Source organism: Parvimonas sp. D9, assembly GCF_035282565.1.
Classification (GTDB): Bacteria; Bacillota; Clostridia; order Tissierellales; family Peptoniphilaceae; genus Parvimonas; species Parvimonas micra.
Window position 1 is genome coordinate 1 of the sequence record NZ_JAYKBM010000102.1, and the last position, 289, is coordinate 289.

The following is a 289-nucleotide window of genomic DNA, read 5'->3' on the forward strand; positions in this document are numbered from 1 at the left end:
GCCGGTCTGAAACTGATGACCACGGCGCTGGCCGAGCGGGGCATCAACGCAGATGAGCATATGCGCGCCATCGCGCAGATGAACGCGACGATCGATACGCTTGGCCTGGCGCTCGACGGCGATCCCCGCCGCGTGACCGATAGCGGCGTCCTTCAGGTCGCGGCCGGATACATCAACCCGAAAGCCGGTCAGGCGACCGAATTGGAGACATTTCCATTATGCGTTCTCAACCGGCGCCCGGCGGGGCGACCGGGGTCCTTGGCGCGCCTCCGGGTGCCCGTCAGGGCGT

Annotated in this window: 1 protein-coding gene; it reads left to right on the forward strand. The window is 66.8% G+C overall.

Going from position 1 to position 289, the window contains the following annotated elements:
• A partial coding sequence (locus VJI94_RS08200) for a hypothetical protein (protein ID WP_324008997.1) occupies positions 1 to 289 on the forward strand: 289 nt, incomplete at both ends.